At 69.0% G+C, this 23,063-nt stretch carries 20 protein-coding genes; 10 read left to right on the top strand and 10 right to left on the bottom strand.

What is annotated here, in order from left to right:
- The first annotated feature begins 37 nt into the window (after window positions 1-37).
- From L6241_RS15380 to L6241_RS15365, 4 genes are all read left to right on the top strand, one after another.
- Window positions 38-715, top strand: a complete 678-nt coding sequence (locus tag L6241_RS15380; protein ID WP_354587427.1) for a 4a-hydroxytetrahydrobiopterin dehydratase — start codon at window positions 38-40, stop codon at window positions 713-715.
- Window positions 716-838: 123 nt separating this feature from the next.
- Window positions 839-2,056 carry a pyridoxal phosphate-dependent aminotransferase gene (locus L6241_RS15375; protein ID WP_191563748.1) on the top strand — a complete coding sequence of 406 codons (1,218 nt, stop codon included), beginning with the start codon at window positions 839-841 and terminating at the stop codon, window positions 2,054-2,056.
- A complete protein-coding gene (locus tag L6241_RS15370; RefSeq protein ID WP_251719924.1) occupies window positions 2,053-2,523 on the top strand; it encodes a CrcB family protein in 471 nt (156 codons plus the stop codon). Before L6241_RS15375 ends, L6241_RS15370 begins: the two co-directional genes overlap by 4 nt.
- On the top strand, window positions 2,520-2,897 hold the full coding sequence (locus L6241_RS15365; protein ID WP_251719923.1) for a CrcB family protein: 378 nt from the start codon (window positions 2,520-2,522) through the stop codon (window positions 2,895-2,897). Before L6241_RS15370 ends, L6241_RS15365 begins: the two co-directional genes overlap by 4 nt.
- 114 nt (window positions 2,898-3,011) lie before the next feature.
- On the opposite strand, the gene L6241_RS15360 is transcribed toward L6241_RS15365, so the two are convergent.
- Entirely contained in the window at window positions 3,012-3,548 is a 537-nt protein-coding gene (locus L6241_RS15360) for a hypothetical protein (protein ID WP_368246970.1), read from the bottom strand.
- A gap of 156 nt (window positions 3,549-3,704) precedes the next feature.
- Window positions 3,705-4,205: a MarR family winged helix-turn-helix transcriptional regulator gene (locus L6241_RS15355; protein WP_068272677.1), complete on the bottom strand. Its 501-nt coding sequence runs from the start codon at window positions 4,203-4,205 to the stop codon at window positions 3,705-3,707.
- 79 nt (window positions 4,206-4,284) lie between these two features.
- Between L6241_RS15355 and icmF the strand changes: the two genes are divergently transcribed.
- A complete protein-coding gene (icmF, locus tag L6241_RS15350) occupies window positions 4,285-7,518 on the top strand; it encodes a fused isobutyryl-CoA mutase/GTPase IcmF (protein ID WP_368246969.1) in 3,234 nt (1,077 codons plus the stop codon).
- A gap of 39 nt (window positions 7,519-7,557) precedes the next feature.
- On the opposite strand, the gene L6241_RS15345 is transcribed toward icmF, so the two are convergent.
- Complete coding sequence (locus tag L6241_RS15345; protein WP_368246968.1) at window positions 7,558-9,954, bottom strand: SIR2 family protein; 2,397 nt, start codon at window positions 9,952-9,954, stop codon at window positions 7,558-7,560.
- A 330-nt stretch (window positions 9,955-10,284) separates the two neighbouring features.
- Here L6241_RS15345 and L6241_RS15340 point away from each other — a divergent pair, with 330 nt between their 5' ends.
- Genes L6241_RS15340 through L6241_RS15330 form a run of 3 tightly spaced genes read left to right on the top strand, consistent with a single transcriptional unit; the run spans window position 10,285 to window position 11,747 of the window.
- Window positions 10,285-10,650 carry a YidH family protein gene (locus tag L6241_RS15340; protein ID WP_368246967.1) on the top strand — a complete coding sequence of 122 codons (366 nt, stop codon included), beginning with the start codon at window positions 10,285-10,287 and terminating at the stop codon, window positions 10,648-10,650.
- A gap of 10 nt (window positions 10,651-10,660) precedes the next feature.
- On the top strand, window positions 10,661-10,987 hold the full coding sequence (locus L6241_RS15335) for a DUF202 domain-containing protein (RefSeq protein ID WP_068272668.1): 327 nt from the start codon (window positions 10,661-10,663) through the stop codon (window positions 10,985-10,987).
- A gap of 10 nt (window positions 10,988-10,997) precedes the next feature.
- Window positions 10,998-11,747, top strand: a complete 750-nt coding sequence (locus L6241_RS15330; protein ID WP_368246965.1) for a helical backbone metal receptor — start codon at window positions 10,998-11,000, stop codon at window positions 11,745-11,747.
- Between the two features lie 70 nt (window positions 11,748-11,817).
- On the opposite strand, the gene L6241_RS15325 is transcribed toward L6241_RS15330, so the two are convergent.
- The 3 genes from L6241_RS15325 to L6241_RS15315 all read right to left on the bottom strand — a co-directional run bounded on the left by L6241_RS15325 (window position 11,818) and on the right by L6241_RS15315 (window position 16,427).
- Window positions 11,818-13,605 (bottom strand): S8 family serine peptidase, encoded by a 1,788-nt coding sequence (locus tag L6241_RS15325; RefSeq protein ID WP_368246964.1) that lies wholly within the window; start codon window positions 13,603-13,605, stop codon window positions 11,818-11,820.
- 169 nt (window positions 13,606-13,774) lie between these two features.
- On the bottom strand, window positions 13,775-15,037 hold the full coding sequence (locus tag L6241_RS15320; protein ID WP_368246963.1) for an acyl-CoA dehydrogenase family protein: 1,263 nt from the start codon (window positions 15,035-15,037) through the stop codon (window positions 13,775-13,777).
- A gap of 64 nt (window positions 15,038-15,101) precedes the next feature.
- On the bottom strand, window positions 15,102-16,427 hold the full coding sequence (locus L6241_RS15315) for an acyl-CoA dehydrogenase family protein (RefSeq protein ID WP_368246962.1): 1,326 nt from the start codon (window positions 16,425-16,427) through the stop codon (window positions 15,102-15,104).
- Window positions 16,428-18,396: 1,969 nt separating this feature from the next.
- On the opposite strand from L6241_RS15315, the gene L6241_RS15310 reads away from it, so the two are divergent.
- Complete coding sequence (locus tag L6241_RS15310) at window positions 18,397-18,618, top strand: hypothetical protein (protein ID WP_368246961.1); 222 nt, start codon at window positions 18,397-18,399, stop codon at window positions 18,616-18,618.
- Between the two features lie 163 nt (window positions 18,619-18,781).
- Here the strand turns inward: L6241_RS15310 and L6241_RS15305 are convergent, their stop codons facing one another.
- The 4 genes from L6241_RS15305 to L6241_RS15290 form a co-directional block, all read right to left on the bottom strand.
- On the bottom strand, window positions 18,782-19,090 hold the full coding sequence (locus L6241_RS15305) for an endonuclease domain-containing protein (protein WP_252975251.1): 309 nt from the start codon (window positions 19,088-19,090) through the stop codon (window positions 18,782-18,784).
- 29 nt (window positions 19,091-19,119) lie between these two features.
- On the bottom strand, window positions 19,120-19,758 hold the full coding sequence (locus tag L6241_RS15300) for a type IV toxin-antitoxin system AbiEi family antitoxin domain-containing protein (protein ID WP_368246960.1): 639 nt from the start codon (window positions 19,756-19,758) through the stop codon (window positions 19,120-19,122).
- A 252-nt stretch (window positions 19,759-20,010) separates the two neighbouring features.
- Window positions 20,011-21,852, bottom strand: a complete 1,842-nt coding sequence (locus L6241_RS15295; RefSeq protein ID WP_368246959.1) for a phosphoenolpyruvate carboxykinase (GTP) — start codon at window positions 21,850-21,852, stop codon at window positions 20,011-20,013.
- A 261-nt stretch (window positions 21,853-22,113) separates the two neighbouring features.
- Complete coding sequence (locus L6241_RS15290; protein WP_368246958.1) at window positions 22,114-22,632, bottom strand: SRPBCC domain-containing protein; 519 nt, start codon at window positions 22,630-22,632, stop codon at window positions 22,114-22,116.
- 303 nt (window positions 22,633-22,935) lie between these two features.
- Here L6241_RS15290 and L6241_RS15285 point away from each other — a divergent pair.
- Window positions 22,936-23,063 (top strand): helix-turn-helix domain-containing protein (locus L6241_RS15285; protein WP_368247009.1); only part of this gene is annotated, 128 nt, incomplete at its 3' end.

Below are 23,063 nucleotides of genomic sequence, written 5' to 3'. Positions count from 1 at the left end.
CCTGGACGACCGCCGCCGGGCACGCGAGGATCACGTCATGAGCGACCCGAAGCAGACCCTGTCCACCGCCGAGGTCGTCGAGTCCGGCCTCGACGACTGGCGCCAGCTCCTGGGGGTGATCCGGGCTCGCTACCGCACCGGCGACTTCGCCACCGGCCTCGCCCTCGTCGACCGGGTCGGAGCCCTCGCCGAAGCAGCCGACCACCACCCCGACATCACCCTCACCTACCCCGAGGTGGTCATCTCGATGTCGAGCCACGACGTCGACGGCATCACCAGCCGCGACATCGACCTCGCCCGCGAGATCTCCGCCGTCGCCCGCGAGCTCGGTGTCACCGCGGACGTCGCCGGCCTCACCCAGCTCGACATCGGTCTCGACACCGACGACGGCAGCACGCACGGCGCCTACTACGCAGCGCTGCTCGGCAGCGACCTCAAGGACGGCGAGCCGGTCGACCCCAGCGGCCAGGTGCCGACGATCTGGTGGCAGACCCCGGGCGACGCCGACCCCGGCGACCCGACCCTGCCGCCGCCGCCCGTCGAGCAGCGGTGGCACCTCGACGTGTGGGTCCCCCACGACGACGTCGAGCGCCGGCTCCAGGCCGTGCTCGACGCGGGTGGTCGGCTCGTCAGCGACGCGGCCGCCCCCTCCTTCTGGGTCGTCGAGGACACCGACGGCAACCGCTCCTGCATCTGCACCTCGACAGGGCGCTGAGGCTCCCCCCTTCGAGGCTCCTGCGTCGCACCTCAGGACGACGCCTTCGAGGCCCCTGCCCGCGACGCGCCGACGGACGAAACCCGGGCGCGGCGCCGGCGGGGGCCCTGCGAGGATGCGGGCATGCGCCCGATCCGCCAGTCCCTCAAGCTGCAGCACGTCCGCTACGACGTCCGGGGACCGATCCTCGCCGAGGCCCAGCGGCTCGAGGCCGAGGGCCACAAGGTGCTCAAGCTCAACATCGGCAACACCGCCCCCTTCGGCTTCGAGGCGCCGGAGGCGATCGTCGCCGACATGACCCGGCACCTGCCCGACGCGCAGGGCTACGTCGACAGCAAGGGCATCTACTCGGCGCGCACGGCCGTCGCGCAGTACTACCAGTCGCGCGGCCTGCGGGAGACGACCGTCGAGGACGTCTACATCGGCAACGGCGTCTCCGAGCTCATCTCGATGGTGCTCCAGGCCTTCGTCGACGACGGCAACGAGATCCTCGTGCCCGCCCCCGACTATCCCCTGTGGACCGGCGCCGTCGCGCTGGCCGGCGGCACCCCCGTGCACTACCGCTGCGACGAGAGCAACGGGTGGGACCCCGACCTCGCCGACATCGAGGCCAAGATCACCGAGCGCACCCACGCGATCGTCATCATCAACCCCAACAACCCCACCGGCGCCGTCTACAGCGAGGCGACCGTCCGGGGGCTCGTCGACATCGCCCGGCGCCACGACCTCGTCGTCATGGCCGACGAGATCTACGAGAAGATCATCTTCGACGACGCGGTCCACCACCACGCCGCGTCCTTCGCCGGCGACGACGTCCTGTGCCTCACCTTCTCCGGGCTCTCCAAGGCCTACCGGGTGTGCGGCTACCGCGCGGGCTGGGTGATGATCTCGGGCCCGAAGCACCTCGCCGAGGACTTCCTCGAGGGGCTCACCCTGCTGGCGAACATGCGCATGTGCGCCAACGTCCCCGCGCAGCACGCGATCCAGACCGCGCTCGGCGGCTACCAGTCGATCACCGAGCTCGTCGAGCCCGGCGGGCGCTTCTACGAGCAGGCCAAGCTCGCCTCACGCCTGCTCAACGACATCCCCGGCGTCAGCTGCGTCGAGCCGCGGGGCGCCCTGTACTGCTTCCCCCGGCTCGACCCGGAGGTCTACCCCGTCGCCGACGACGAGGCCTTCGTCATCGACCTGCTGCGGGCCAAGAAGATCCTCGTCACCCACGGCACCGGCTTCAACTGGTTCGAACCCGACCACTTCCGCGTCGTCTGCCTGCCCGACGAGGAGCTGCTCACCGAGGCCATCGGGCGGATCGGCGACTTCCTCGAGTCGATGCGGGCGTGAGCACGAAGGGGGCGACCCCCGCCGCGCCCGCCGCGGCACCCCCTCGCGCCGAGATCGGCGCCGTCGCGCTCGGCGGCGCCCTGGGGTCGGCCGGGCGGTGGCTCGTGAGCCTCGCCCTGCCCGGTGCGGCCGGCGGGCTGGCCTGGGCGACCCTCGTCGTCAACCTCAGCGGAGCGCTCGCCATGGGGCTGCTCGTCGCGTGGCTCGAGACCCGCCGCTCCACGCACCCGCTCGTGCGCCCCTTCGCCGCGGTCGGCCTGCTCGGCGGGTGGACCACCTACTCCACGCTCGTCCTCGACGTCCGTACGACGCTCGCCGACGGTCGCGCGGGCGAGGCGCTCCTCTACGTCGTGCTGACGCTCGTGCTCGGCGTCGGTGCCGCGGTGGCGGGCCTCGCGCTCGGACACGGGTGGTTCGGCGGCGACGACACCCATGCCGGGTCGGTCGTCGAGGAGGACGAGCTGTGAGCGGGGTCGACCTCGTGCTCGTCGCCCTCGGAGGTGCCGCCGGGGCGACCTCGCGTCATCTCGTCGTCGGGTGGGCGCGGCGGGCGCTCGGGGCGACACCCACCGGGGGCACGGTGCTCGTCAACGTCGTCGGGTCCTTCGTCCTCGGGCTCGTCGCCGCGGTCGTCGCATCCGGCGGCCCGGGATGGGTGCTGGCGCTCGTCGGCGCCGGCTGGTGCGGCGCCTTCACGACCTTCAGCAGCCACGCGGTCGAGGTCGCGGCAGCGCTGCGCGCCGGCCGCGCCCGAGTCGCGGTGGTCAACCTCGCGGTGAGCCTGATCGGCTGCCTGCTCGTCGTCGTCCTCGGGTGGACGCTCGGCAGCGCCCTGGCCTGACCCCCTTCGCCGCCCTCCCTCCCCGCACCCCTCTTCCTCCCCGTCGCCGAGGTATGGCAATCGGTCCCGCGAAGGGGGCGGGTGCGAACGGATCTCCATACCTCGCCGACGCGGTCAGTGGGTGATCGGGGCGACGCAGCGGTACTCGCCGGGCGGGCCGGTGCCGTCGACCTCGAGCGAGACGCGGCGCTGCGTGACGGCGCCGACGAGGCACGTGCGCGGGCCGGTGGCGATGCCGACGAGGACCCCCGGGGTGGCCGCCGGGTCGCCGAGGTGCGCTGCGATGTCGAGGACCTCGACGTCGGCGTCGTCGTAGCCCAGCCCCCGCACGGTCGCCTGCGTCGCGCCGACGTCGATCTCGCCGCGGCGGCGCTGGGCCTCGAGCGCCGAGCGCACTCTCGGCAGGGCCGCCCGGGCGGCACTCGAGTCGCGCGGCGAGGGGTCCTGCCGACGCGTGGCCGCGGCGTTCTCCTCGTGGTGGGGAGCGACGAGGTCAGAGGTCGGGTCCGGCGTCGCGCCCGACGTGCTGCTCGGCTGCGGCGTCGAGGTCGAGGACCCGCCGGGACCGGCCGGCACTCCCTCGCCGCACCCGCCGACCACCGTCACGGCAGCCAGGCACCCCACGACACGTGTCGCGACCCGCATGCCCATGGCTCCCCCTTTGCTCCGCCCCATCGCACCACAGCGGACCGGTCCGCGCCCGCTCAGCAAGACAAACCCCGGCTTCGCAAGAGTTTCTTACTCATGCTCACCCGGGGTTTATCGGGTCACCCGAGAAACTTGGGGCTCGAGGGACTCGCCGGACCCTCACCCGAGCTCGAAGTCCCCCGCACCCGCCCGCATCCGGGCGAGGACCTCCACGAGGGTGGTCGTGTCCTGCTCCGAGAGGCCGAGGGCGCCGAAGACCTCGTCGTTGAGCCGCCGGGTGCACTCCCGGGCGACGCGGGCGCCCTCGGGGGTGATGCCGACGAGCACGGTGCGGCGGTCCTGCGGGTGGGGGCTGCGGGCGACGAGCCCGGCGGCCTCGAGCCGGTCGACCGCATTGGTCACGCTGCTCTGGTGGACCTGCAGGCGCGAGCTGATCGCGCGCATCGGCAGGGCGTCGTGGCGGGTGAAGCCCAGGAGCATGAGCACCTCGTAGCGCGCGAAGGTCACCCCGCTGCCCTGCAGAGCCGCGTCGACCCGGCGCATGAGGATCGCGTGCGCCCGGATCACCGAGGTCACCGCGGCCATCCCGTCGGCGGCCTCGACCCAGCCGCGCTCCACCCACTGGGTGCGCGCCGCGTCGATCGGGTCGAAGGAGAGCACGGCAGCATCTTACATTGACGCGCAATATTTGGACGTCCTACTGTTTGAGGTGACACCGACGTCCTACAGGAGCTCAGTCATGTCTTTGCACACGCCCACCCACCCGGTGCGCTTCGTCACCGCGTCCGCCCTCTTCGACGGGCACGACGCGTCGATCAACATCATGCGGCGCATCCTCCAGAGCCAGGGGGCCGAGGTCATCCACCTCGGGCACAACCGCTCCGTCGCCGAGGTGGTCCAGGCGGCGATCGACGAGGACGTCCAGGGCGTGGCGATCAGCTCCTACCAGGGCGGGCACGTCGAGTACTTCGAGTACCTCGTCCAGCTGCTCCGCGAGCGCGGCGCCGGGCACGTCCAGGTCTTCGGCGGCGGTGGCGGCGTCATCGTCCCCGCCGAGATCCAGCGCCTGCGCGACGCGGGCGTGCGCATCTTCTCGCCCGAGGACGGCCAGCGCCTCGGCCTGCCGGGCATGATCAACACCCTCATCGAGACGTGCGACGTCGACCTGTGGGAGCAGGGGCCGGCCGACGTCGACGCCGTCCTCGCCGGCGACCGGGCGGCCGTCGCCCGGGCGATCACCGGAGCCGAAGGGGGACGCCTCGACGAGACCTTCCTCGCCCGCATCCGCGAGGCGGCTGCCCAGCACGCCGCCCCGGTCCTCGGGCTCACCGGCACCGGCGGCTCGGGCAAGTCCTCGCTCACCGACGAGCTCGTGCGCCGCTTCCGCGTCGACCAGGAGGACAAGCTGCGGGTCGCGGTCATCGCCGTCGACCCCACGCGCCGCAAGGGCGGCGGCGCCCTGCTCGGCGACCGCATCCGGATGAACTCGATCGGCGACGACGGTGCCAGCCCCGTCCTTTTCCGCAGCCTGGCCACCCGCGGGGCGCACGAGATCCCCGAGCACCTCAGCGCGGTCATCGACATCGCCAAGGCCTCCGGCCACGACCTCGTCCTCGTCGAGACCCCCGGCATCGGCCAGGGCGACGCGGCGATCGTCCCCTTCGTCGACCACGCGATGTACGTCATGACCCCTGAGTTCGGCGCGGCCAGCCAGCTCGAGAAGATCGACATGCTCGACTTCGCCGACACCGTCGCGATCAACAAGTACGAGCGCCGCGGCGCCGCCGACGCGATGCGCGACGTCGGCCGCCAGCTCGTGCGCAACCGCGAGGCCTTCGGCGCCCAGCCGCACGACATGCCGGTCTTCGGCACGAGCGCCGCGACCTTCAACGACGGCGGCGTCACCGCGCTCTACCAGCACCTGCGCGACGCGCTGGCGGAGCACGGGCTGCCGGTCACCGAGGGCACCCTCCCCCGCGTCGACACGCGCCACTCCACGCGGATCGGCCAGGTCGTCCCACCTGAGCGCGTGCGCTACCTCGCCGAGATCACCGCCACCGTGCGCGGCTGGCACGAGGACACCCGACGCCTGGCCACCGCGGCCCGTCGCGTGCAGCGGATCGACGCGGTCGCGCAGGAGCTGCCCGAGGGGCAGGGCGCCGACGACGTGCGCCGGCTCCTCGAGCAGGCTCGCGCCGACCTGCCCGCCGAGGTCACCGAGCTCGTGCAGGGCTGGCCGGGAGTCGTCGAGTCCTACTCGGGCGACGAGCAGGTCGTGCGGATCCGCGACCGCGAGATCCGCACCCGCCTCACCCGCGAGAGCCTGTCGGGCAACCGGATCAGCCGGGTCGCCCTGCCCCGGCACACCGACCACGGTGACCTCGTCACCTTCCTGCGCAGCGAGGGGCTGCCGGGCGTCTTCCCGTACACGGCGGGCGTCTTCCCCTTCAAGCGCGAAGGGGAGGACCCCGCCCGGATGTTCGCCGGCGAGGGCGACCCCTTCCGCACGAACCGACGCTTCAAGCTGCTCTCCCAGGGCCAGAGCGCGACCCGGCTGTCCACCGCCTTCGACTCGGTGACCCTCTACGGCCGGGACCCCGACGAGCGCCCCGACATCTACGGCAAGGTCGGCACGTCGGGCGTCTCCGTCGCGACGCTCGAGGACATGAAGCAGCTCTACGACGGCTTCGACCTCGTCGACCCGACGACCTCCGTGTCGATGACGATCAACGGCCCCGCACCGACGGTCCTCGCCTTCTTCCTCAACACCGCGATCGACCAGCAGCTCGAGGCCTTCCGCGCCCGCGAGGGCCGCGAGCCCACCGGCGCCGAGGCCGATGAGGTGCGCACGAGCGCGCTGCAGCAGGTGCGTGGCACGGTCCAGGCCGACATCCTCAAGGAGGACCAGGGGCAGAACACCTGCCTCTTCTCCACCGAGTTCTCGCTGCGGATGATGGCCGACATCCAGGAGTGGTTCATCGAGCAGGGGGTGCGCAACTTCTACTCGGTCTCGATCTCCGGGTACCACATCGCCGAGGCCGGGGCGAACCCCATCAGCCAGCTCGCCTTCACCCTGGCCAACGGCTTCACCTACGTCGAGGCCTATCTCGCGCGCGGGATGGACGTCGACGACTTCGCGCCGAACCTGTCCTTCTTCTTCTCCTCCGGCATGGACCCCGAGTACGCCGTCCTCGGCCGGGTCGCCCGGCGGATCTGGGCGGTGACGATGCGCGAGCGCTACGGCGCCAACGAGCGCAGCCAGAAGCTGAAGTACCACATCCAGACGAGCGGGCGCAGCCTGCACGCGCAGGAGATGGACTTCAACGACATCCGCACGACCCTGCAGGCGCTCAACGCCCTCTACGACAACGCGAACTCACTGCACACGAACGCCTACGACGAGGCGGTGACCACCCCTTCGCCCGAGTCGGTGCGCCGGGCGCTCGCGATCCAGCTCATCATCAGCCGCGAGTGGGGCCTGTCGATGAACGAGAACCCGCTCCAGGGCTCCTACGTGATCGACGAGCTCACCGACCTCGTCGAGGAGGCCGTGCTCGCCGAGTTCGACCGGATCAACGAGCGCGGCGGCGTGCTCGGCGCGATGGAGACCGGCTACCAGCGCGGGCGGATCCAGGACGAGTCGATGCTCTACGAGCACCGCAAGCACGACGGCAGCCTGCCGATCGTCGGGGTCAACACCTTCCTCGCCGAGCGCGGCGACGACGCGGCGCCCGTCGAGGTCGAGCTGGCCCGGGCCACCGAGGAGGAGAAGGAGTCTCAGCTGCGGCGCGTGCGCGCCTACCAGGAGGCCCACCGCGACGAGGCGACCGAGGCGATCGACCGGCTCAAGGCGGCCGCGGCCGGCACCGAGAACGCCTTCGCCGTCCTCATGGACGCCGCCCGCGTGTGCACCCTGCAGCAGGTCACCGACGCCTTCTTCGAGGTCGGCGGCCAGTACCGGCGCAACGTCTGAGCCGGCGAGAATGAAGGGTGGGCTCCCTGCAGACGAGACTCAACCAAAGGTTCTCCTCACGTCCCGCATTCGGCGCAACGCACTATTGAGGTTAGGTTCTCGAAGTTCACTGTAAGCGAGTTCCAGGTCAGCAATCGCTTCGTCCAGTCGCGTGGTGTCCTTCGTCAATTCTGCCACCGCCAACGCCACATCGGCCCGGACAATTCGAGAATATGGATCCTTCTCAAATCGGCGGATCGCAGCTTGGGCCTTCGCATACGCTCTGAGCAATAGCGCGTATCTATCCTCATCCATGATTCCCGGCGTCGTTTGGGAACGCTTGATGGAGAGCATTACCTCGTATCTCGCCAGGGGCGGGTCTAGCCCCACCGCTTCGACAGCATCTTGCAGTTCACGTTCTGCGAGGTCGAATTCACCGCTGCGGAGATAGAGCCCGACCAGTCGATGTCGGGGGATTCGCTCGGCAGGTGCGAGCGTAATCAGACTCCTGTAGAGCTCCGCCTGCTCTTCTTCTGACGACAGGCTCCCAATCCCATAATCCTTATCACAAATTTCGCGGACCATGCGGAGTTCGAGAAACAGCGTCGGATTCAAACCGGCGATTACGCGCTTGAGTAAACTATAGCGCTCGACCTCGTCTGCATACTTATACTTTGTGATTGTTTGCGCGATAACACGATGTCGTGTTGACAAACCAAAGAGTCCATCATGCGGCTTGATGTCAAACTCATCAACCACACCCTCAAGAAAGTTCAACATGGCCGATATGGTCCCCGACTCTACTCCAAGGAGGCGGAGCACCAACTGGCGATGGACTTGCCCACCTGTGGCCTCGAGGGCAGCCACCAAACGGTACATCTCCTGGTTTTCAATTGAAAGATCTGCAAACTCACGGAGTAGGATACTGTCGAGAGACTCAGTGGCGAAAACGTTCTTCAGGCAGACATACATGTCCGCACCGCACCTGCGACGAAGGAGGGAAAACTTCTCGACCGCTGTCGCCGACGAGAAGATGGGGGCGACTAGATGCTTTACGGATTGCTTACGGTCTAGCAGGTTGATCAATTCACGAATATCAGCATCGCTCAATCGGCTAAGAACGATCTCCTCACCTCTCTCGAATATGACAGGGTTCTTTGTCCTTGGCCGCCATTGAGGAGAGGCAGCCGTCAGCACCACAATCAAGGCCGAGTAGTCCAACTCCGCCAGTGATCCCACTAACTGGTTGATCTGACTCAGCAATGGAGGGCAGTCATCAATAAGGAGTACGCCGTAGAGTCCAGCCTCGCGAAGCTTAGCCTCGACCGCTAGCCAGTCACTCTTGACGAAAGGAAAGTTGTTATCGTGTTCCCAACAAAGATATCCAGTGTCGGCGAGGGAAACCAGCAGTCGTCGCGCGAGAGTTGTTTTTCCAACTCCGCCGGTGCCAGTAATGACCAGCGACAGCGCTTCTCGGTCCGTTATGGACTGACGGCCGGACACCTCAACATCGCGAGGAAAGGTGAAGCCATCTTCGACGTCAGAGTAACTGGCGGCTGAGCCATTAAAGAGCCTCATGACGTTGGACCCAACACGCCTGGCCTGCTGAACCTCTATAGTGCGAGGTCGTAGTGCCGGAGGTAGAACAAAGTCCCCTTCTGCCGTCGCATCTAGCACTGGTGCGGACGTCTCAAGTAGGTTTGACAGGAGGTCCTCTAGGCCGCCAAATGCAATCTGATATCCCTTTCGTTCCATCAGAGCCGCGCGCTCTTCGTCCTTTTCCCATAGAAGTGCAAAAAGGCGACCAGGAGCATTCTTCTCTCTATGCAAGCGTGCCGCGCTGTCCATGTACTCCTTGATGTGTGGATCGCGGAGAGAGTGCCCGATCACGATTAGGTCTTTAGACGATATATCAAGGTCAAGTCGCTTGAATAAGACCTCGCGATACGTCGAGTAATCATCATAATCGGCCTCAGTTATGACCATTCTAGCCTGGTGGCCGTCCGAAATGTCCTGCGAAAGGCAACCGTGCACTTTAAAAAGTGGGGTAGCGTCGGGCGACTTTTCGACTAATGAAAAGTCGAAATTGGAGCGCGACACTGCGAGGGCCCTGCGGGAGCGAGCATAGGAGCGCTCAATGAGATAGTCGTAGTTTGTCGTGTATATCGCGGACCAGTTGAAGGCCGGTAGCGCCTCGAAACCCCCGCCGGGCATCAACGGTTCAAGAATTTTCCTCAAGGCCGCAATTAAGCGCGGACGACCCAGCCGGAGCTCCAGAATGGAGGCTACATCATCTAGGCCGCCGTCAATTTCTGCGCCTGGAGCAAGCTCGTCCATAAGAGCAGACGCCAACCCTGCTCCGGTGGGGGCTCCGCTGGAGATTCCAGCCCCAGATCCAAAGAACAGGGAGCACGCGCTGGGCTCGATGGCAGCAGCCATAGCAGCGACGTCGATCATACTGAACTCCTCATCGCGTGAACCTATCTGATGGACTTCCCAGTCCGCAGGACTTCGAGCTAGTGAGTTCGGTGCTCGACGCGATGAGACCGCGTCACGACGGGCGAATTCAACCGGTCGATGCTCGACAACAGCCCACACACCCGCCAACCTGCCGATTGCCGCGGGGTCAAAACTTCTGACGATCCGCGGGAAGCACGACGCGGCCGTCAGGACCGAACCATCCCGCGACGAGGAGGACAGGTATCTACATGCTGCGCAGGCGGGGCTCCCAAGAAGTCAGCGCCGGCGCCACGTCAGACCCGGCGGGGTCGTCAGTACGGTGAGCGGGTGAGCGCGCGCGAGAGGTGGCCGGCCCGGGTCTACGGCGAAGGGGACGAGCCGGACTACCGCTTCTCCCTCGCCAACGAGCGGACCTTCCTCGCGTGGCTGCGCACCGGCCTCGCGCTCCTCGCCGCCGGTGTCGCCATCGACGTCCTCGACCTCTCGCTCGGCGAGAACGAGACGCGGGTGGCCGCGGTCGTCCTGCTCGTCCTCGGCGTCCTCGCACCGGTGCTCGCCTGGCTGCGCTGGGCGGCGGCCGAGCGCGCCATGCGCCGCCGTGAGCCGCTGCCCGGTCTCGGCGTAGCGGCCGGCGGGGTCGCCGGCCTGATGCTGCTCACCGCCGTCGTCCTGCTCGTCCTCGTCGGGCTGTGAGCGGCGAGCGGTGAGCACCGACGCGGCGACCAGCCCGCCCACCCCCGGGGCGCAGCCGGAGCGCACCGCGCTGGCCTGGCAGCGCACCGCACTGGCCGCGGCCACCGGTGCCGCCGTCGTCGGTCGCCTCGCGCTCGCCGACCTCGGACCGGTCGCCGTCGTCGTCATGACCGCGAGCCTCGTCATGGCCCTGGCCGCCTTCGTCCTCGGCCGGCGGCGGTACCTCGCGCCGCACGAGGAGCCGAGCCGGCGCCGGGACGGCCGCGCCCCGGCGCTGCTCGCGCTCGCCGTCCTCGCCATCGGCGTCACCGAGCTCGTCGCGCTGCTCAGCCGGTAGGCTCGCCGCGATGACCCGCTCGCTGACCGACGACCTCGGCACGGTCCTCGACCTGCCCGACGCACCGACCCGGGTCGTCTCGCTCGTCCCCAGCCTCACCGAGGCGGTCGCCGCGACCGCGCCGGGCCTGCTCGTCGGCGCCACCGACTGGTGCACGAACCCTACGGACCTCGACGTCGCCCGAGTGAGGGGGACGAAGAACCCCGACCTCGCCGCGGTCCGAGCCCTCTCCCCCGACCTCGTCGTCGCGAACAAGGAGGAGAACCGCGAGCTCGACGTGCGCCGGCTGCGCGAGAGCGGGGTCGCGGTGTGGGTCACCGACATCGAGACCGTGCCGCAGGCCCTGACCTCGATGCGGCGGCTGCTCACCGGCCCGCTCGCCCTCGACGCGCCGACCTGGCTCGACGAGGCCGACGAGCTGTGGGGCGGCCCGCCGCCCCCGGTCCGCGACCGCGTGGCCGTCCCGATCTGGCGCGACCCGTGGATGGTCGTCGGCCCCCGCACCTACACGACCGACCTGCTGCGCCGGATGGGGCACGACAACCCCTTCGCCCACGGCACCGCGCGCTACCCGGCCGTCGAGATCACGCAGGTCGACGCCGACGGCGTCGACGAGGTGTGGCTGCCCGACGAGCCGTACGTCTTCACCGAGGAGGACGGCCCCGAGGCCTTCACCCGCACGCCGACCCGGCTCGTCTCCGGGCGACTGCTCACCTGGTACGGCCCGGCGATGGTGCAGGCCCACCGCGAGCTGCGCTGAGCCGCCCGGAGGGACGACGAAGGGGGACCGGCCGCCGTGGCGACCGGTCCCCCTTCGTCGTGCTGACGGGTCAGCGGTTGAAGGTCACCGCGTTGTACGCGTTGACGATCCCGTCGCCGTAGAAGCCGTTGAAGCCCGGCTTGCTGACGCACGTCGCGGTGAACTCCGCGTCGCGGCCCTCGTTGGTGTACTCCTGCACGCCGCCCTCGGGGCAGGCGTGGTCGGCAGCCGACTTCTTGAGCACGTAGGCGACGTCACGCGAGTCGTGGCCGAACCACATGCCCTTGCCGGAGCCCCGTGCGCTGACGATAAGCGCGGCGACGCCGGAGGCGTGCGGCGCGGCCATCGAGGTGCCCTGGAGGTACTCGTAGTAGCCGCACTTGTTGGCGCCCTTGCTCACCGGCGTCGTCGAGCACTGCTTGATGACCCCGGCGTCCTTGCCGTCCTGGGTGATGTAGCCCCACTTGCTCACGAGGCCCTGCTCCTGCAGGTAGCGCTGCGAGGCCGTCGAGAGGATGAGGTTCTCGTTCGTGCGGAAGGTGTCGGTCCCGAAGCCGTCACGGAACCACCCACCGGGGGCCGAGACCTCGATCTCGCCCGAGCTGAGGTCGGTCGCCCAGTTCGAGTAGTCCGCCTTCTTGCCCGACGGGCCGACCGCGGAGGTGCCGATGACGTTGGCGCCCTCGGTCGGCAGGTCGAAGCAGGTGGCGTTGTCGATGGTGCGCTCGTGCGAGACGCCCTCGGGGAAGTTCGGGCTCTCGAGGTCGTTGCGCGGGTTCGACAGGTCGTCGTGCCCGTTGCCGAGCGCGGCGACCATCGTCACGTCGCGGCGGTGGGCGTAGTCGAGGACCCGCTCCATCGTCTCGATCGTCACGTCCTGCTGAGCGGCCTGCTCCGGGGTGTCCTCCGGGGCTCCCCCGCGGCAGTTGAAGGCCCACGGGTCGACGTAGAAGGACATGTTGACGACGTCCATCCGCTTGTCGGCGGCCCAGGTGATGGCGTTGGCCACCGGCCCGAGGAAGAAGTAGCCGCTGTCCTGGCCGGCCCGGACGTTGGCGAGGACGACGTTCGGCGCGACGCCGGAGACGCCGAAGCCGTTGGCCTTCGCCGCGATGGTGCCGGCGACGTGGGTGCCGTGACCGCCATGGTCGACCGTCGCGGGGTCGACGCAGCCGTCGTACTCGCAGTCGCCGTCGATCGCGGGGATGTCGCGGGTGAAGTTCTTCGACAGGGCGGTGCTGAAGTTGCCCGCGATGTCGGGGTGGTTGGCCTGGACACCGGTGTCGATGACGCCGACGCGCACGAGGCGGTTGCCCGGGTTGACCGCGCGCGCCTTGAAGGAGTCGACCATCTCCAGGCCCCACAGCTTGGAGTCCAGCGGGTCGCCCTTCGTCGCGGCCGCGCTCTTCGAGCCGGCGACGGAGCGCTGCGTGCTCTTCGTCGCGGCCGCGCTGCGCTGGTGCTCCCGGAGCACCTGGTCCTTGGTGACGACGCTCTTCGGCGAGCGGCCGACGGAGATCTCGGCAGCGGCCTGCTTGACGCCGGCCAGACCGCGGGCCTTCGAGGCGAAGCCGCGGTTGCTCGAGTCGACGGTGATCATGCCGATCTGGCGGTTGATCGAGGTGACCGTGCCGCCGGCGGCCTTGACCCGTCGCACGACGGAGTCGATGTCGGCGCCCTTGTCGGCGAGGACGACGTAGGCGCCGCTCGTCATCGACGGGCCCGAGGGCTGCGCGGCCACGGCCGGCGCGGAGACAGGTGCTGCAGGTGCTGCGGCGGTGGCGGTCGTGGCGCTCGCCAGGCCGGTGACACCGAGGGCGGTGGCCCCGACCAGTGCCATGAGCTTCGTGTGACGCATGGATGTCCTCCCGATGATCCTCGGCAAGGAGCCGAGAGGCGTCAGGCTAGGGGGCAGGTCCGCACGCTGGGAAGACCCCGAAAGGTCTGCATTCGGTCAGGACGCGCGAGGGCGCCGACGCCCCGCGTCGCCGCCCTCGGTGCCCGGGTCGGGCCCGGCCAGGAGCTGACTACTTCAGCTCGCGGCTGGAGTAGCCGAGCAGCCGGCGGGCGATGACGAGCAGCTGGATCTGCTGGGTGCCCTCGAAGATGTCGAGGATCTTGCTGTCGCGCGCCCACTTCTCGAGCAGCTCGGTCTCGGCGTAGCCGGTCGCGCCCGCGAGCTCGACACAGGCGAGGGAGACCTCGACGCACGTGCGCCCGGCCTTCGCCTTGGCCATCGAGGCCTCCATCGAGTTGGGCTTGCCGTTGTCGGCCATCCAGGCCGCACGAAGGGTGAGCAGGTAGGCCGACTGGTAGTCGGCCTCCATCTGGAGCAGCCGGGCGGCGGCCGCGGGCTGGGTGGCCGCCGGCCGGTCCGGGTCGGGCACGACGCCGGCGTCGGCGAGCAGCTCGGTCGTGCGGTCCAGGCTCGCGCGGGTCAGGCCCAGGGCCATCGCGGCGACGAGTGGCCGGGTGTTGTCGAAGGTCTGCATCGCGCCGCCGAAGCCGCCCTCGATGCGGATCTCCGGGTCGCCGAGGAGGTCCTCGGCGGGCACCCGGCAGTCCTGCAGGCTGAAGGCGGCGGTGTCGCTCGCCCGGATGCCGAGCTTGTGCTCGAGCCGCACGAGCCGCATCCCGGGGTTGTCACGGCGCACGACGAAGGACTTGATCGCCTGCTTGCCCAGGCTGCGGTCGAGGGTCGCCCACACGACGACGAGCTCGGCCCGCTCCCCCGCGGTGACGTAGATCTTCTCGCCGTTGATGACGTACTCGTCGCCGTCCTTGACCGCGGTCGTGCGGATCGCCCCGGAGTCCGAGCCGACCTCGGGCTCGGTGATCGCCATCGCCGCCCACTTGCCGGCGTAGCGCGCCTTCTGCTCCTCGGTGGCGACGGCCGCGATCGCGGCGTTGCCCAGCCCCTGGCGCGGGATCGACAGGGTGAGCCCGACGTCGCCGCGGCAGGTCTCGAGGATCGAGAGCACCGAGGAGAGGTTCGAGCCGTTCCTGTTCTCCCGCTCCCCCTTCGCCCGCCGACCGGACCCGACGGCGGCGACGTCGCCCTCGGTCGCGCCGTCGTCCTTCGCCCGGGTCGAGGAGGACGCGCCGGCGCCCTGGCCGGCGCCCGAGTCGCTCAGCCCGTCGATGACGGCCGAGACGAGGTCGAGCTCGGCCGGGTACTCGTGCTCCGCGCGGTCGTACTTGCGCGAGATCGGCCAGAAGACCTCCTCGGCCATGCCGCGGGCCTGGGCGACGAGCGGGCGGAACTTCTTCGGGACCTCGAGGTCGATCATGTCGGCAGTCCTTGTCGTGTCGGGGGACGAAGGGGGATGAGCGAAGGGGGGACGAGCGGCCCGCTCAGACGAGCAGGGTGCCCTCGAGCAGCCCGGCACCGCGCAGGTCGCGGTACCAGCGCTCGTTGTCGAACTCCTTGACGAAGCCGTGGCCGCCGAGCATCTGCACGCCGTTGCTCCCGACGAGGGTGAGGTGGCGGGACGTCAGCGCGCGGGCCTGGGCGATCTCGGCGGACGCGTCCTCGCCGCGGTCGAGGCGAGCAGCCGCCTTCCACACGACGAGGCGCAGGGCAGCGATCTCGACGGCCATGTCGGCGACGGTGAAGGCGACGGCCTGGCGGTGACCGATCGGCTCGCCGAACGCGGTGCGCTCGGTGACGTACTGCGAGACCTGGTCGAGCACGGCCTGGCCGGTGCCGACGGCGGCGGCCGACCACGCGAGCCGGGCGCGACGCACCGCGTCGAGGTGGTCGTCGGTCGTGCCGAGGAGGTGGGCCGAGGGGACGCGCACGCCGGTGAGGTGCAGGCGCGAGGTGCGCGCCGCGCGCAGCCCCATCGCCGGGTCGTCCTCGACCTCGACGCCAGGGGTGCCGGGCTCGACGAGGAGGAGCCGGGCCTGGCCGTCGACGCTCGCGCTGACGACGAAGAGCTCGGCCCGGTCGGCGCCGGGCACGAGGGCCTTGACCCCGTCGAGGACGACCTCGTCGCCCTCGGTGCGACCGGTGGTGCGGGGCGAGAGCGGGTCGAAGAGCGGCTGCGGCTCCATGAGCGCGAGCGCGGCGACCGGCGGGTCCTCCCCCGTCAGCTCGGGCAGGTAGGTCGCCTGCTGGTCGGCGTCGCCGTAGCTGGCGATCGCGGTGGCGACGGCGGCCGGGGCCATGATCGCGGTGGCGATGCCCATGTCGCCGCGGGCGAGCTCCTCGAGCACGAGCACGGCGGTGACGGCCGAGCGCTCCTCGGCGATGCCGTCGAGCTCGGCCGGCACGCCGATGAGGTGCAGGCCCACCTCGGCGGCGGCGCTGCGCACCTCGGCGGGGACGGCGCGGTCGGCGTCGGCCTGCTTCGCCGCCGGACGGACGACCTCGTCGGCGAGCTCGCGCGCCACCGACTGGATCATCTGCTGGTCCTCGGTGGGCGTGAGGTCGAACATCTGGCGGGGGCGCGCGGGTGCGGTGCGGGCGGCCTGGCCCGAGCCCTTCTTCTTCGCGAAGGCGCGACCGGCGGCGGTCTGCGCGCGGAAGCTCGTCACCGTGCCCTTGTAGAGGTACCGCTCGACGGTCGCCCGGACCTTCGGGTCCTTCAGACCGGGCAGACCGCCGGCCTTGGCGATGAGGCGGAGCCCGAGACGCTGCCCCTTGTCGGCCAGCGACGTGGATTCGGTGGTGGCCATGCGGCATACCCCTTCGTGACGCTCGTCGGCGACCGGTCGCGCGAGGCGACGTCGGCCAGGTGTGCGATACCGACAGTACCTGCTACCGCTCGTACCGGTAACCCCGTCACCTCGTGAGCCGCACCACGCAGAGCTGTGCAGATCGAGTCATGCCCTCGCACCGCGTATGTGTCGACAGCCCGTGCAGACATAGACACGCACCCCGGCCAGCAGTGTTGTCGGGACCCATTCGGCGTTGCGCTTCTAGGTCTCAAGTCACCGCGTGATGTTATGGACGTCTTCGTAACCCCAAGCGGCACGCTTGATGTGGATCGACGCCCCGGGGGGGCGCGGTGGACTCGCGACAAAGTCCGCCGACCTCAAGTCCGATCTCGTTAAGACGGCGGAAGATGGTCGATCTGAGGACGAGCGAAGAACGCGGGAAAGGTTCAGCCACCAGGTCTGATGCGCTCGTCGCGCTAGTCGCCCTCGCAAAGCAAGGTAGATCACTAACTCGGAGGGCAAACTGCGCGGGCCATCGCCACCCCGGGGCTTCCTTGATGTTGTGCCTTGCCTACTGCGGCACCTCAAATATCCGATTAACCCGCGGGTCCGCCCTTAAATGCATGGGTTAGCTCGATGAATCCACCGCCCCTGGCCTGTAAGAGGACACAGTTTGAATTTCCGAAAGAGGTCGATTGAAAAATCTCCTCAATCCAAATACATATCAGATGAGCAGGGGGCAGCTCGGAATCTTCAACCGAATCGAAGTCGAGGCTTTCAAACCATTGGTCGAATAGATTTGGATTGAGATGAACCTGGACCACGCCACCACGGGTCGCAAGTCGCAAGAGACCAATTTCTGGCCGAGAATCAACCACTCCCCAACGCGACGAGAGATGCGCGAGCACACTCGCAGCCACTTCGCGAGAACTCACACACCCAGGCTGCGGCATTCGCCTAACACACTCTGCTCGTGGGATACACAGTCACGACTCGGCCGGTGCTGGCGCCGTAGATCAGCATGAATCTCGTAGTCCAGACAACCTGACCGTTTCGCTTGTTGACCAGCTTCAGGACTCGGTCACGGCACCCGTCTGACTGATTCACCTTCTTGTGGTCAGGGTCCTTCTGATTGTAATAGATCGCCCAGTGAACGATATCTTGCCACTGAAGGTTTCCCATCGCCGCAAGCGTCTTAAATTCAGATCGGTGGCGGTCGGAGATGTGCTCAAGACCCATCTTTGAGTCTCCGCACTGGAGAACGATCGAGCCATAGTCGTAGACTACTTTCGAGAACTTGGCGTTCCAAGGACAAGTCCCCCACGGTGGACGGGGCCCCAGGGAATACCCTCCGCTTTGGACCGACTGACCCGACTCGACAACAATCTCGAAATCATCCCGCGCGTACGCGTCGTCGATCGATGACGGGTCGGAAATCTCAGCAAGCACTGAGGCCTCCAGTCCAGGCTCCGAGGCGGTCGCCGGCGTAGATGCGCTTACCGCCAGCGCAACAACGACGCCCAGAGAGGCCAGACTTCGCCGCATACCAACCATTCTTCTCCCCTGCCGCCAGTCTCGACTGTTTGCGGAACGTAGCATGCGCCTTCCTTGGTGGCTAGCGGGCGAGCACCAGAATCTCACCAACCGTCTACCGAGCATCTCAAGCACGACCCCTCGCGCGAGCGACGTTGCGCCTAGGAGTGAGGCGGGTCGCTCCCCATCGATCTTGGTTGAGTAGGCGGAAGGAAGCGGCTTACCTCGGACGGCCGTCAACTCACGCTCGCGTGCACCGCAAGCTCGCCCGTGGTCAGCCCCTAGTCAGCGCGGCATCGACGGTCACCACCGACGCGACGGGACCGTTGGCGGGTCCGAGTCACCTGACTGCGAGCAGCACTCCGTCGTCGGCATCGGCCGTAGCCAAAGGGCGACCCTTCCCTTTCGCCACCGGTGGTCGCCGAGGCCGAGGACCCCGCCCTAGGCTGATCGCATGGCCAAACACATCCCGAAGGACCGAACCGGGCTGAGCCTGGGCTACCGGCTGCTGTGGCGGAGCCGGTACGTGCTCTACACCTTCTTCGGCCCGGCGACCCAGAGCGGGATGCGCGACCCCCACTACCGGATGCGCGCCGAGCGCCTCGAGCGCGTCAACGCCGCCCGTGCCGTCCAGGGCCTCGAGCCCCTCGAGGACGTCGACCCCCGCACCCGCTGACGGGGACGCCTGGCGAGGTGGGGCTCCCGCCTCGCGCCTCGCGCCTCGAGATGTTGGCACCAGCCCCGGTTGCAACCCACGCACCTGCCAACATCCCGAGCACTCCCCCGAGACGTCGGCACCAGCACCGGTTGCACCTCACGCACCTGCCAACATCCGAGGCTCATGATCCACGCGCCCGTCGGATGAGACCCGCGACGTACGACGGGCGGTCGAGGTCGGCCCAGGTGAGGCGGATGACGCGGTAGCCGAGAGCCCGCAGCCGGTCCTCGCGGATCTTCTCCGCCACGAGAGCATCACGCCCCTCGGCGCCGTCGTACTTCACCGCACCGTCGAACTCGACGACGACATCGCCGTCGACGAGGAAGTCGACGCGTCCGACGAAGTCACCGTCGTCGTCGTAGATCGCCACCTGGCTACGGACGTCCAGACCGAGCTCGACGAGCACGAGCCGGGCTCTCGACTCGCCCACCGACTCGCATCTCGGGTCGCTGAGGCGGATCAGCCGGTAGCCATGAGACCTCGCGCCCGCCCCGACGAGCCGAGCGACGACCGCTTCGACCTCGGGAGTGGTGCACCGGCCCTCGTGGAGGGCTGCATCGAGCGCGACAAGGGCATGGGGAAGCCCGTGCCCCAGAAGTGTCTGGCAACCGCGACGGGGATCGGCACAGCACGCGATGACCCGGTCGGAGCCGATCCCGCGCCCACGAGACGCCCGCTCTCGAGCTCGTCGGGGGTGGCCCCGCTCACCTCGGGGTCGATGGTGCCGATAGCGCGCGGGTAGAGGCGGAAGCCGCGGTCACGTCTGACCCGGAGCACGTCCGAGGCCAGCTCGACGTCGGCGAGGTGGGGGTCGAGCACCGGGAGCCCGTGGAGGGCCAGAGCACTGCGATGGCTGGAGATGTCGTGGGCGTTCTGGCGGGCAGCGAGGACGGCACGCGTCCGCATCGCGAACCGCTCGGTGGGATCGGCTCCCTCCCACGCGGCGCCGAGGACGTAGGCGTTGCGTCGCACCCGGATCGCCTCACCGCTGCGGCAGATGCGACGTAGATGCCGGTCGTCGAGGTCGAGGGCAAGCGCGTCGGCCCGGGTGAAGACGTCTCCTCGGGCGACCGCCCGTGCAGCGAGTCGTGGGTCCATCACCTCATCGTTGCGGCGCACCCACCGACCGGCACTCAGTTCTCCACAGCCCCCAGAAGTTGGCAGATGCTCGGGTTGCAACCCGGGCGCGTGCCGACATCCCGGAGGGGTGCTCGGGATGCCGACGTCTGCGGGGGTTGTGACTCAGGCCGGCGCCGACATCTGCGGGTCGGCGGGTGCACCGTGCGGCGACGACGAGACCCGCGCACCCGGTGGTCGGGTGCGCGGGTCTCGTGCTGCGGCGAAGGGGTGTCAGCCCTGGAGGTCCTCGAGGTCCTTCGCGACCCGGCGGTGCGCCTGCCAGATCTGCTCGGGCAGGTCGTGGAACTGCTGGAGGTGCTCCTCGCGGTAGCCCATCTCCTCCTGCCAGCGCGCCTTGTCGATCGTGAGGACGGTGTCGAGGTCGGCAAGCGCCTGCTCGTCGAGGCCCTCGAGCAGCAGCTCGTCACGGGTAGGGATGACGCCGACCGGGGTGCGCTGGCCGGTGACCTCGCCGGCGCGGTACTGCATGAGCCACACGAGGGGACGCAGGTTCTCGCGGTAGCCCGGCCACAGGAAGCGGCCGTCCTCGCCGCGCTGGAACCAGTTGACGTGGGCGAAGACCGGCTGGTTCTTCGCCTGGCCGACGACGTCGAGCCAGTGCTGGGCGTAAGCGCCCTCGCCGTAGCTCATGAAGGGGCGCATCGACATCGGGTCGTAGCGCAGCACGCCCTCCTTGCCGTCCGCCGCCGCGGTCGCCTCGGCGCCGAGCGTCAGCCCGTCGTAGACGCCCTCTGCGAGGTCGTCGATGGCGCGGATGAGCGGCTCGCGGTCGCGGGTGCGGCCGCCGAAGATGATGCCGTGGATCTCGACGCCGCGAGGGTCCTCGTAGTCATCGGCGACGTTGGGCACCTGCGACAGGACTGTCGTGAAGCGCGAGTTCGGGTGCGCCCAGGGGGCGTCCATCTCGTCCTCGGGCCGGTCGGCGATGCGCTCGCCCTTCCAGTCCAGCCAGCCGTCCAGGTCGCTCGGGCGCTCGCCGCGACCCTCCCACCACACGTCGCCGGTCTTCTCGTTGTAGGCGACGTTGGTGAAGATCGCTCCGGAGCCGGGCTGGATCGACTCGATCGCCGTCGGGTTGGTCTTCTCGTTCGTGTCCTTGGCGACGCCGAAGACGCCGTTCTCGGGGTTGAAGCCGCGCAAGACGCCGTCCTCGTCGACCCAGATCCACGCGATGTCGTCGCCGTAGAACTCGACGTAGTAGCGGTCACCGAGGGCGTCGGGCGCCAGGGTCATCGCGAGGTTGGTCTTGCCCGAGGCGCTGGGGAAGCCGCCGGCGATGTTGTACTTCTTGCCGGTCTGCTTGTCGGTGATGCCGAGGAGCATGAACTGCTCGACGAGGAAGCCGTTCTTCCACCCGTCGTAGGAGCCCTGGCGCAGGCCGTGGGCGATCTTGCCGAGCAGCGCGTTGCCGCCGTAGGAGCTGCCGAAGTGCAGGATCGTGCGCTCGTCGGCGACGGTGACGAAGTTGCGCATGTCGTCGGGCGTGCCCTGCTTGAGGTTCTCGAGGTCACCGGTGACGTGGACGGCGCGCACGAAGTCGTCACCCATGTCGTTGATGTACTCGACGCCCACGCGGGCCATGCGGATCATCTGCATGACGACGTTGCGGTTGTCGGTGAGCTCGACGCCCGCCGCGAACTTCGCGAGGGCGGACCCCTTCGGCGCCATGAGGTAGGGAATGACGTACATCGTCTTGCCGGCGAGGGCGTCCTTCATGTGGCCCTCGACGACCGGGCGCACCTCGGAGGCCGGCTTCCAGTTGTTGTACTGGCCGCGGTCGGCCTCGTCGCTCGTCGCGACGATGGTGCGCTCCTCGGAGCGGGCGGTGTCCTTGCTGAAGGAGCGGGAGTAGTACATCCCCTCGCCCGCCGGCTTGAGCTCGCCGGCCTCGAGCGCCTCCTGCACAAGGCGCGCGTCGTCAGCAGCGCTCACGACCTCGATCCGCTCTGCACCGGTGTGCTCGGCCCACTGGCGCACGAACTGCGCCACGGACTCGTTGGTCAGACCTGCCGCCTCGAGCGCCTGGTCCACATCGGCCGTCGTCGTGATCACGCTTCTCCGCCCTTCGATGACACCCCGGCGCGTCCGCGCCGGGACCGCAGGACGTCGTCGGGTGACTCGTCTCGTCACCACGGGCGACGGCGTCCGCGGGCCCACCTAACCACGCCTGGGACCCCCGCTAGACCACCCGGCCGGGGATCGCCAGGAAAGTGTGAGCCACTCGTCACGAGCCTGCTGACCAGGCCTGATGCCGGGCAGAGAACGGCCCCGAACTTGCAACGTCCTGCAAGAAACGAGCCCCGACATTGTCGGTCAGCCGAGCAGGCCGAGCCGCTGGTAGAGCGGGTGCAGCACCTCGAAGCGCGCGCGGGCGTCGCAGCGCTCACCTCCGCCGAGGTGGGAGACGAGGTCCTCGACGTGCACCTGGTCGCCCGCTGCGTAGGCGGCGACCTGGTCGAGCGGGACGCCGTGGTCCTCGACGACGAGGTGGGTGCGCTCCCCTTCGACGTCGAGGCTGATCTCGAAGCGCCCGTCGGGCTGGTCCGGGGTGCTCGTCTCGACGACGAGGCGCTCGCCCGGTCGGCACTCGCGCACCCGGACCACGCCCTCCCAGCCGGTCGCGACGAAGCGGGCTCTCAGCTCGCCCCCTTCGCGCAGGTCGCCGTCGACCTCACCGAGCCACACCGCCAGGCGGTCACGACTGGTGAGCGCCGACCACACGTCGTCGGGCGCCGCCCGGACGCGGTCCTCGAGACGCACCACGCCGCGGCCGTCCTCGGCGCGCAGGCTGCCGAGCACCCGTGCGCTCTCGTGCTCCTCGGGCGTCGTCACGCCGGCCACCCCCGCCGCGCACCTGACTGGAGCAGCCGACGGTCCGAGAGCAGCATCGTCCCCATGCCGGCGAGCGTAGGGCAGCAGGTCGGCGTGGACCGTCATGAGGTCGCGGCCGCGGTCGGCTCTCACACCTCGACCACCCCTGGGGACACGACGAGGGCCTCGGCCGGCGCATCCGCCGGGCCGAGGCCCTCGTCCCTCTGTCTCAACACAGAGTGCGCCCGAAGGTGTGGAGTCTCACGACATGTGAAAGGCATGTCTCGCGACATGTGAATACTCCGGGACGGCTGCGATACGTAGGTGTTGAAAGCCAAGCTGGTCATCACCGCGATCACCCGGCTGGGTCTGACCCAGGCCGAAGCCGCGCAGCAGTACGGGGTCTCTCAGCCCACCGTGTCACGGTGGATGGCCAGGTACCGAGCCGAGGG

The sequence above is a fragment of the Janibacter sp. Y6 genome (assembly GCF_040900765.1).
GTDB classification, from domain to species: domain Bacteria; phylum Actinomycetota; class Actinomycetes; order Actinomycetales; family Dermatophilaceae; genus Marihabitans; species Marihabitans melonis.
The sequence above is the reverse complement of the archived record's forward strand: the minus strand, read 5'-3'. Positions and strand labels throughout refer to the sequence as shown.

Coding starts and splice junctions, on each gene's coding strand:
- L6241_RS15380 (WP_354587427.1), top strand. CDS start 38: ATGAGCGACCCGAAGCAGACCCTGTCCACCGCCGAGGTCGTCGAGTCC.
- L6241_RS15375 (WP_191563748.1), top strand. CDS start 839: ATGCGCCCGATCCGCCAGTCCCTCAAGCTGCAGCACGTCCGCTACGAC.
- L6241_RS15360 (WP_368246970.1), bottom strand. CDS start 3,548: ATGGGCATGCGGGTCGCGACACGTGTCGTGGGGTGCCTGGCTGCCGTG.
- icmF (WP_368246969.1), top strand. CDS start 4,285: ATGTCTTTGCACACGCCCACCCACCCGGTGCGCTTCGTCACCGCGTCC.
- L6241_RS15345 (WP_368246968.1), bottom strand. CDS start 9,954: ATGATCGACGTCGCTGCTATGGCTGCTGCCATCGAGCCCAGCGCGTGC.
- L6241_RS15330 (WP_368246965.1), top strand. CDS start 10,998: ATGACCCGCTCGCTGACCGACGACCTCGGCACGGTCCTCGACCTGCCC.
- L6241_RS15325 (WP_368246964.1), bottom strand. CDS start 13,605: ATGCGTCACACGAAGCTCATGGCACTGGTCGGGGCCACCGCCCTCGGT.
- L6241_RS15320 (WP_368246963.1), bottom strand. CDS start 15,037: ATGATCGACCTCGAGGTCCCGAAGAAGTTCCGCCCGCTCGTCGCCCAG.
- L6241_RS15315 (WP_368246962.1), bottom strand. CDS start 16,427: ATGGCCACCACCGAATCCACGTCGCTGGCCGACAAGGGGCAGCGTCTC.
- L6241_RS15310 (WP_368246961.1), top strand. CDS start 18,397: ATGGCCAAACACATCCCGAAGGACCGAACCGGGCTGAGCCTGGGCTAC.
- L6241_RS15300 (WP_368246960.1), bottom strand. CDS start 19,758: ATGGACCCACGACTCGCTGCACGGGCGGTCGCCCGAGGAGACGTCTTC.